This is a genomic window from Thermus sp. (genome assembly GCF_037444525.1).
Lineage (GTDB): Bacteria > Deinococcota > Deinococci > Deinococcales > Thermaceae > Thermus.
Map to the genome: position 1 here is coordinate 24,727 of NZ_JBBIMD010000025.1, position 6,338 is coordinate 31,064.

8 protein-coding genes and 1 pseudogene are annotated in these 6,338 nt (G+C 60.3%); 1 reads left to right on the top strand and 8 read right to left on the bottom strand.

The window, feature by feature from the left end:
• Nucleotide 1 precedes the first annotated feature (1 nt).
• Nucleotides 2-373 carry a hypothetical protein gene (locus tag WKI94_RS05675; RefSeq protein ID WP_337844802.1) on the top strand — a complete coding sequence of 124 codons (372 nt, stop codon included), beginning with the start codon at nt 2-4 and terminating at the stop codon, nt 371-373.
• Here the strand turns inward: WKI94_RS05675 and WKI94_RS05680 are convergent, their stop codons facing one another.
• From WKI94_RS05680 to WKI94_RS05715, 8 genes and pseudogenes are all read right to left on the bottom strand, one after another.
• Nucleotides 374-1,687: an AAA family ATPase gene (locus WKI94_RS05680; RefSeq protein ID WP_337844803.1), complete on the bottom strand. Its 1,314-nt coding sequence runs from the start codon at nt 1,685-1,687 to the stop codon at nt 374-376.
• Nucleotides 1,688-1,784: 97 nt separating this feature from the next.
• Entirely contained in the window at nt 1,785-2,291 is a 507-nt protein-coding gene (locus tag WKI94_RS05685) for a hypothetical protein (RefSeq protein ID WP_019549940.1), read from the bottom strand.
• 193 nt (nt 2,292-2,484) lie between these two features.
• Entirely contained in the window at nt 2,485-2,808 is a 324-nt protein-coding gene (locus WKI94_RS05690; RefSeq protein WP_126200742.1) for a hypothetical protein, read from the bottom strand.
• 439 nt (nt 2,809-3,247) lie between these two features.
• Nucleotides 3,248-3,610: a hypothetical protein gene (locus WKI94_RS05695; RefSeq protein WP_126201406.1), complete on the bottom strand. Its 363-nt coding sequence runs from the start codon at nt 3,608-3,610 to the stop codon at nt 3,248-3,250.
• A 26-nt stretch (nt 3,611-3,636) separates the two neighbouring features.
• Entirely contained in the window at nt 3,637-4,122 is a 486-nt protein-coding gene (locus WKI94_RS05700; RefSeq protein WP_337844804.1) for a DUF5317 family protein, read from the bottom strand.
• Nucleotides 4,119-5,216 (bottom strand): HD-GYP domain-containing protein, encoded by a 1,098-nt coding sequence (locus WKI94_RS05705; RefSeq protein ID WP_337844805.1) that lies wholly within the window; start codon nt 5,214-5,216, stop codon nt 4,119-4,121. Before WKI94_RS05705 ends, WKI94_RS05700 begins: the two co-directional genes overlap by 4 nt.
• Nucleotides 5,217-5,474: 258 nt before the next feature.
• Nucleotides 5,475-6,206 (bottom strand): hypothetical protein, encoded by a 732-nt coding sequence (locus WKI94_RS05710; protein WP_337844806.1) that lies wholly within the window; start codon nt 6,204-6,206, stop codon nt 5,475-5,477.
• Between the two features lie 14 nt (nt 6,207-6,220).
• Nucleotides 6,221-6,338, bottom strand: a pseudogene (locus WKI94_RS05715) (IS256 family transposase); the annotation flags it as partial.

Consider the following 6,338-nt stretch of genomic DNA (forward strand, 5'->3'; position numbering starts at 1 on the left):
AATGCCCTGGTTGCTGATAGGGCTTCTCACGGTATATACCCTGGCACTCGGGCTGGAAAACCCCTCCCTTTTTAAGGACGAGTGGCCCTGGGTCCTGGTGTACTACGGAATGGCGCTGTTAGGGGACCTGGCTACCACTCTGAAGGGTCTGGAAAAGGGGTACCGGGAGGGGAACCTTCTGTACGCCAGGGCTCTCACCCTCGGTCCCTGGGGCATGCCCCTGGTGGACCTGGGCCTCATCTCCCTGAAAACGGTTTTCCTGAACCGTCTTACAGATGACCCCCTGCTGTCCTATGCCCTGGCCCTCACCATCGGGGGACACGGGCACCTGGTGGGCACCATTTGGAACACGGGGCAACTGCTCAGGCGGTAGTCAGTCTTCTTGCTTACGCAAATCTGTTTGCCCTACGGGCAAAGCATCCAAAACGGCCACCAGGTTGTCCCCGTCCAGGTAAATCCTCAGACGGGAAAACTTCCTACCCCCACGGCGGAGATAAGCATCCGCCAGGGCATCCCCCACGGTACCCTCTATCACCCGTTGCAGGTCCCGGGCTCCAAACCGCAGGTCGCACAGGGACACCAGGCGGTGAAGCACCGCCTCGTCCACTTCCAGGCGGAAAGCCAAACCCCTCGCCCTCTTCCACCCCTCCAGGTAGCCCAGAAGATGCCGCCTCGCCACCTCCAGAAGCACCTCCCGGGTAAAGGGACGGAAGGCCACCACCTCATCCACCCGGTTCACGAACTCCGGCCTCAAACCCCGGGCCACCAGAAGGCCCCGGAGGTCCGCCCCCTCGGGCACTTCCGTGAGAAGGTTGGTGGTGAAGAGCAGAACCGCATCCGAAGCCTGCACCACCAGCCCCTGGGAAAGCTCCTGGAAGCGCCCCTCGTCCAGAAGTTGCAAAAGGGGGTCCAGAACAAAGGGGTGGGCCTTCTCCATCTCGTCAAACAGAACCACCGCTTCGGGTGCCCGAAGGAGGTCCTCGTAAAGCCTGCCGGGCTTGTCGGAACCCACATACCCCGGCGGAGACCCCACCAGCAGGGCGGCGGTATGCTCCTGGCCGAAGGCGTTCATGTCGTAGCGCACCAGGGGACGCCCCAGGCTCTCCGCCAGCGCCTTAGCCAGCTCGGTCTTGCCGGTTCCCGTAGGTCCCAGAAGCATGGCGGAAAAGGGCTTACCCTTGCGTCCAAAGCCTGCCGCCTTCCGCTTGAGCCCCCGGATAAGGGCATCCACGGCCTCCTCCTGGCCGATGACCCGCTCCCGAAGCTTCCGGGAAAGCTCGGCGAAGTCTACCCCTTCAAGGGACACTCCGCTCCTCCCCAGGTGCACCCGGCCTTGGGAAACGGGAACCACCCGCTCACCCGCAAGGGCCGTCTGCCCGGGCACCTGGTTCACAGGCGAAACCTGTAGGGTGGTCCAGAGGGCACCCAGAAGAGGGAGAAAACCGAGGGCCAGGGCAAAGGCCACGGTGTCCCACCGCATGAAGAGGCTCAGGAGAAGGACCGCTTCCGCCAGGGCGAAAAAGGCGAAGGCGATGGCGGCGAACACCCGTGCCCCGGTCTTGAAGAACCGGGGGCGGCCAAAGCGAAGGTAGGACCAGGCCAGACCGTAGGCCAGGGCCAGAAGGGCCATTAAGGGGGAAAAGGGCTTGAGGTCCTTTTCGGTTAGGCCGAACAAGGTTGCCGCCACAAGGGCAAGGGAAAGAATGAGATGCACCTCAGACAGCCTGAGATTCTGCTTCGCCAGCATAGGCCACCCCGTCAGGTTGAGATTAGCATGGGTTTCATCACCTGGTCTGGGGAAGCGCACCGGAAACCTGATGCAGCCCGTAGCGGAAGGCCATGGGCCGGTACTCCAGTATCGCCTTAGCCACCTCCAGGGCCTTGGCAAAGCCCCTTCTCTCGTCTGTCACCAGGACGGCGGTAAGCTCCCCCAGATGGGCAGTGTGGGCCAGGGCCACCAGGGTAGCCCCAGGCTCCTCCCTGCCGTTAAGGTTCTCCCTCGCCATAAGCCTCCACAAGGGCTTCCACCCTCCCTCAGGGGGCAGTAAAGGGGGACGCTTCTCCAGCGTGGGGTGATGGGTGTAGCCGAAAGCAAGCCAGACGGCCTCGTCAATATCCCCCTCGTCCAGCTTCCCCATCACCTCGGAAAGCTGACGGGAATAAAGGGCCTGAGAAGCCAGGATAAGAGCAAAACCCTCCCGCACCTTCCCCTTCAGCAAAAGACCCGCCCCCGCATAGGCCAAACCCTGCCTGTACACCTTCTCCGTATCACGATCCAGCACCGCTACCATGAGATTACCTCCCCCATTACTCTAACACCGTGGTATAATACGGGCAATCTCAGAGGAAAGGAGGTGAATCTCAGTGATAAACTGGGGGCGAGTGATATTCGCTTCCGGTCTGGGGCTAGCGTTTACCATAACTCTAGCCCTGGCTCTCATAAGGTAATCTCATACTCCCCCCACTGACCTCAGTGGGGGGTTTCTATGCTTTTGCTGTGGGCATCACCTGAACCCGGGCACCCGTTAGGTGCAGTTTCCCTCGGTGGAAGAGGATAGCCATGACGGTGTACCTGTCCCTTGTGATTACGGAGCGTAGAGGGAAGAGGATTTCGGGCGGAATACCTGCTCTAAGGGCTTCATTCTGGGCAAAATCCCGCAAGACCTTCCACAGTTCCTCTGGAGTTTGTCCCCAGAAGAGGTAAGCGGGGGCATTCTGGGGAGCCCCCGCCGCTTCCCTGAGCTTCTGGACCATTCTGCGGCCCAGGGTGTCCAGGGTTTCATAGCTCATTGGCACCTCCTCGGTCATTTGCACGGGAAAGCAGATACCGTCCGATTAGGGCGGCCAGAAAACCACCCCCACTAGCGGTGAGAACGCTCCCCAACGCCGTGGCATCGGGGTTGCGAGTAAGGGCAAAGGTCCGCTCACCCGCCGAAACCCCAAAGGCCACCGATGCACCAAAGTCCAGCACCAGCAGAAGCATCCCAACCCACCTGGTATCTGCGGGGAAACGCACCCCGCTGGCTAGAAACCCCGTCAGGGCCGCCAGGATGAGGTACTGCGGATGCTCCAGCACCCATAGGGGCAACCCCAACCACGCAACATCCATGAAGGCAGTAGATGCTCCCCTGTCTATCCCTAGGTCAGCCCCGTAGGGGCTACCTTGATGAGAACCCCCAGACACCAAAAGGTCCCGCCAAAGAAGAGGCTTTTCCGACACCGGGTATTCCCGCATAACAACCCCCTGCTAAGGTACAGGTTTTGTCCGTGACCGGCGCATCTCATCCAGCAGGACGGGAACCTTCTCCAGGGGAGAGCGGTTCAGGCGCACGCTCCACTCCATAGCCCACTCGGGGTCGGTGAAACGGGCAGAATCCACAAGCCTCCAAGCCTCCTTCCAAACCCCGACCAGCTCTGCCCTGAACTGACCCCTAACATAACCCACCCTGGCTCTTTTGGGAAGAAACCCCGGCACGGGAATACCCATGAAGTGGGCTTCCTCCTTGAACCTCTCCACCAGAAGAGGTAGACGCCACCGGGGGAAAGTCTTAAAGATTTTCTCCCAGCTTTCCGCCACTGGCCGGTTTATGCGGTACATGTCCTTAAGCAACCTCCAAACCCCATCAGGTACCATGGCTACTCCCTCACCACCTTCACTCCCCGTAAAGCCACCAGAAAGAGGGACAGACAGATAAGCAGGTCCCCCGGGGACAGCACCCGGCCCGGTAGCGCTATCCAGTCCCCCAGCGGGAAAGCCAGCCCCAGGTAGTGCAAACCGTCCCCCCTGGAAGCCAGATGGGAAACGGTATGGGCCAAACCTGCCCTTTCCAAAGCCACGGGGTCCACGGGCATACCCCCATACAGCAGGATGGCCAGGGCATTTAACCCGGCACCCAGGAGGGAAGGGAGAAAGATGGGATGCCAGTTAAGGGCAAGCCAAAGAAAAACTCCCAGGTACACCAACCCTTGCAGGGGAAATCCCATAAGCACCCCCAGGACCTCCACGGCCAGGACTGAGAGGGGAAGCCAGAAGTGGCGAAGAGTTAAGGGTGTCCCCCACCGAACCCCCAGATACCGCAACAGCGCTCCCAGACCCAGGGAAAAGAGAGCCGCTCCGGTCATGCCACGGTGAAAAAACGCTCCTTGCGCCTCCAGGGAGGGTCCTTACGCCACGCCCGCTCAAAAGCCCTGACCACATCCCGGTCAAACTGAACCCCGGCAAGGTCCTGGATTTCCTTCAAAGCCTCTTCGGGGGACTTCCCCCTTCGGTACGGGCGGTCTGAGGTCATGGCCTCGTAGGCGTCCGCCACCGCAATGATGCGGGCCAGGAGGGGTATATCGTGTCCCGCTAAACCTTCTGGGTATCCCCTGCCGTCCCACCGCTCATGGTGGTACCGCACACCCGGACCCACCTGACCCAGGTAAGGGAAAAGGGGCCACAGCAAAACCTCCCCCATCACCGGGTGAGAGCGCATCAGATGCCACTCCTCCGGGGAAAGATGGGACGTCTTCCTGAGCACAGCGTCGGGAATCCCCACCTTGCCGATGTCGTGAAGCTTGGCGGCCCTTTCCAGAAGGTCCAGGTCCTCAGGGGGAAGCCCCATCTCCCGTCCGATATCCACAGCGATGGCGGCTACCCTTTCGGAATGCCGGGCCGTGTAAGGGTCCCGGGCTTCCAGCAGGTTCACCAGGCTGTAAATCATAGCGTTCACCGCTTGGATAAGACGGGTCTGGTACCGCCACATCTGCCAGGCATAGACCACAGGGATGAGCATCACCAGGACGCTCCATCCTCCCCAGGAGCGGTACAGTTCCGCCATGAGGAACGCCAGGGGAGAAAGGCCCACATAGGCTATGGCAAAGGACCGGTACTGCCTCTTCCACATGGACCTGGGGTCCATGCCCAGGGTCCACAACAAGAACAGAACGGAGAGGGTATTCACCAGGAAATAGGCCAGCGCCGTAAAAGGAGCAGTTAGAGGAGAAGGCAGGGAGTAGTACACAAAGCTGGCAGTTCCGGCGCTGACGCCCAGTTGAAGACGGTTGAAAAGCTCCTTATACCAGACGGGACGGGAAGCAAAGTACCCTAAGGCCCCCACCACAAAAGCCCAGTTGGGCCAGAAAATCGTGGAAGCCGCCAAAGCCCCCACAAAACCCATAGTCACCCTGCCCACAAATGGCAGGGGAACATCCATAAGGGAGAGGAGAAAAACCACCCCCGCCCAAAACACCACATCCCAAAAACGCACCGGCGGATACTGCCCCAGGAGATACCCCAGGGCAAAGACCGCCAAAATCCCTGTGAGAACCCAGGCTTTCCCGTTCATAGCACTGGAACCCCCTGGGGAAACCCCAGGGGGTTGCAACCTTCACCAAACCCAACCGCCACCAGCCGCCACTGCCAGCCCTACCAGGGCCAGAGCCCAGATTAGGGATTGGCCGATGAGGGTTAGCCGCTTCATCCTCACCTCCTTTCAGGTGAGAGTATAGCCTTTCACCTCTGTGGTAGACAAATAGCGCCAGACCTGTAGCAGGCCAAGGAAGGCTTCCCTGGCCCTGGTGAGGTTCACTTCCCGGGTTTCAAAGGCCCCATCCTTCCCCAGGCGCACCAGGAGCCCCTTGGGAGGGCGGATACCTTCCCACCACTCCAGGGCCAAAGCGTAGCCCCCAAGCTGAAAGTCGTACTCGGGGTAAAGGGCCTTGGAGGTCTTGAGGTCCACAAGGGTACCATCGGAGAGAACAAGGTCCACCTTCCCCGCAAATCCCAGGGGCGGGTGAGCAACGATGGCCTCGGAAAGCAGAAACTTCTGGCCCGTAGTCCCCCACCACTCAAGGAACCGCTCCACCGCTGTTTTCGCCTTGGGGTCTACCGGGTATCCCCGGGGTACTCCCTGAAGAAAAGCCTCTACCCAATCGTGCACCTCACTGCCGGTCTGGGCGGCTCCCCGGGCTTCCCTGCGGTGAAGTTCCTGGCCTTCTTGGACCAGGTAGAGCATCTCTTCATGGGTCATGCCGGGGGTGTAGTTGTCCATGATGTGCCGGGCCATAAGGTCCATGGCCCATTCGTGCACCTTGGGTTTGGAAAGCAGGGAGATGATCCGGGTGACGGACGGCAGAACCCTTTCCTCCCCCGTAGGGGTCCTGAGAAGATACCGGTGCTCCTTTTCGTCAAAACTAAGGGTGTAGCCCCTTCTGATTCTGGTCATGGCTTCCGGTCGTGTCAAGATTTATGTGTAAGCGTCTGTGTACGGGGGGCATACCTTTCCCGAAGCATCCCTTCCAACACCTCCTGCACCTCGGCAAAACCCTTCAACCTCCGCTCCGCCCACCTCCCTTCC

Bases quoted from the DNA above. Each gene is read 5' to 3' on its own strand.
- WKI94_RS05700 (WP_337844804.1), bottom strand. From the start codon at position 4,122: ATGACCGGAGCGGCTCTCTTTTCCCTGGGTCTGGGAGCGCTGTTGCGG.
- WKI94_RS05690 (WP_126200742.1), bottom strand. From the start codon at position 2,808: ATGACCGAGGAGGTGCCAATGAGCTATGAAACCCTGGACACCCTGGGC.
- WKI94_RS05675 (WP_337844802.1), top strand. From the start codon at position 2: ATGCCCTGGTTGCTGATAGGGCTTCTCACGGTATATACCCTGGCACTC.
- WKI94_RS05685 (WP_019549940.1), bottom strand. From the start codon at position 2,291: ATGGTAGCGGTGCTGGATCGTGATACGGAGAAGGTGTACAGGCAGGGT.
- WKI94_RS05710 (WP_337844806.1), bottom strand. From the start codon at position 6,206: ATGACCAGAATCAGAAGGGGCTACACCCTTAGTTTTGACGAAAAGGAG.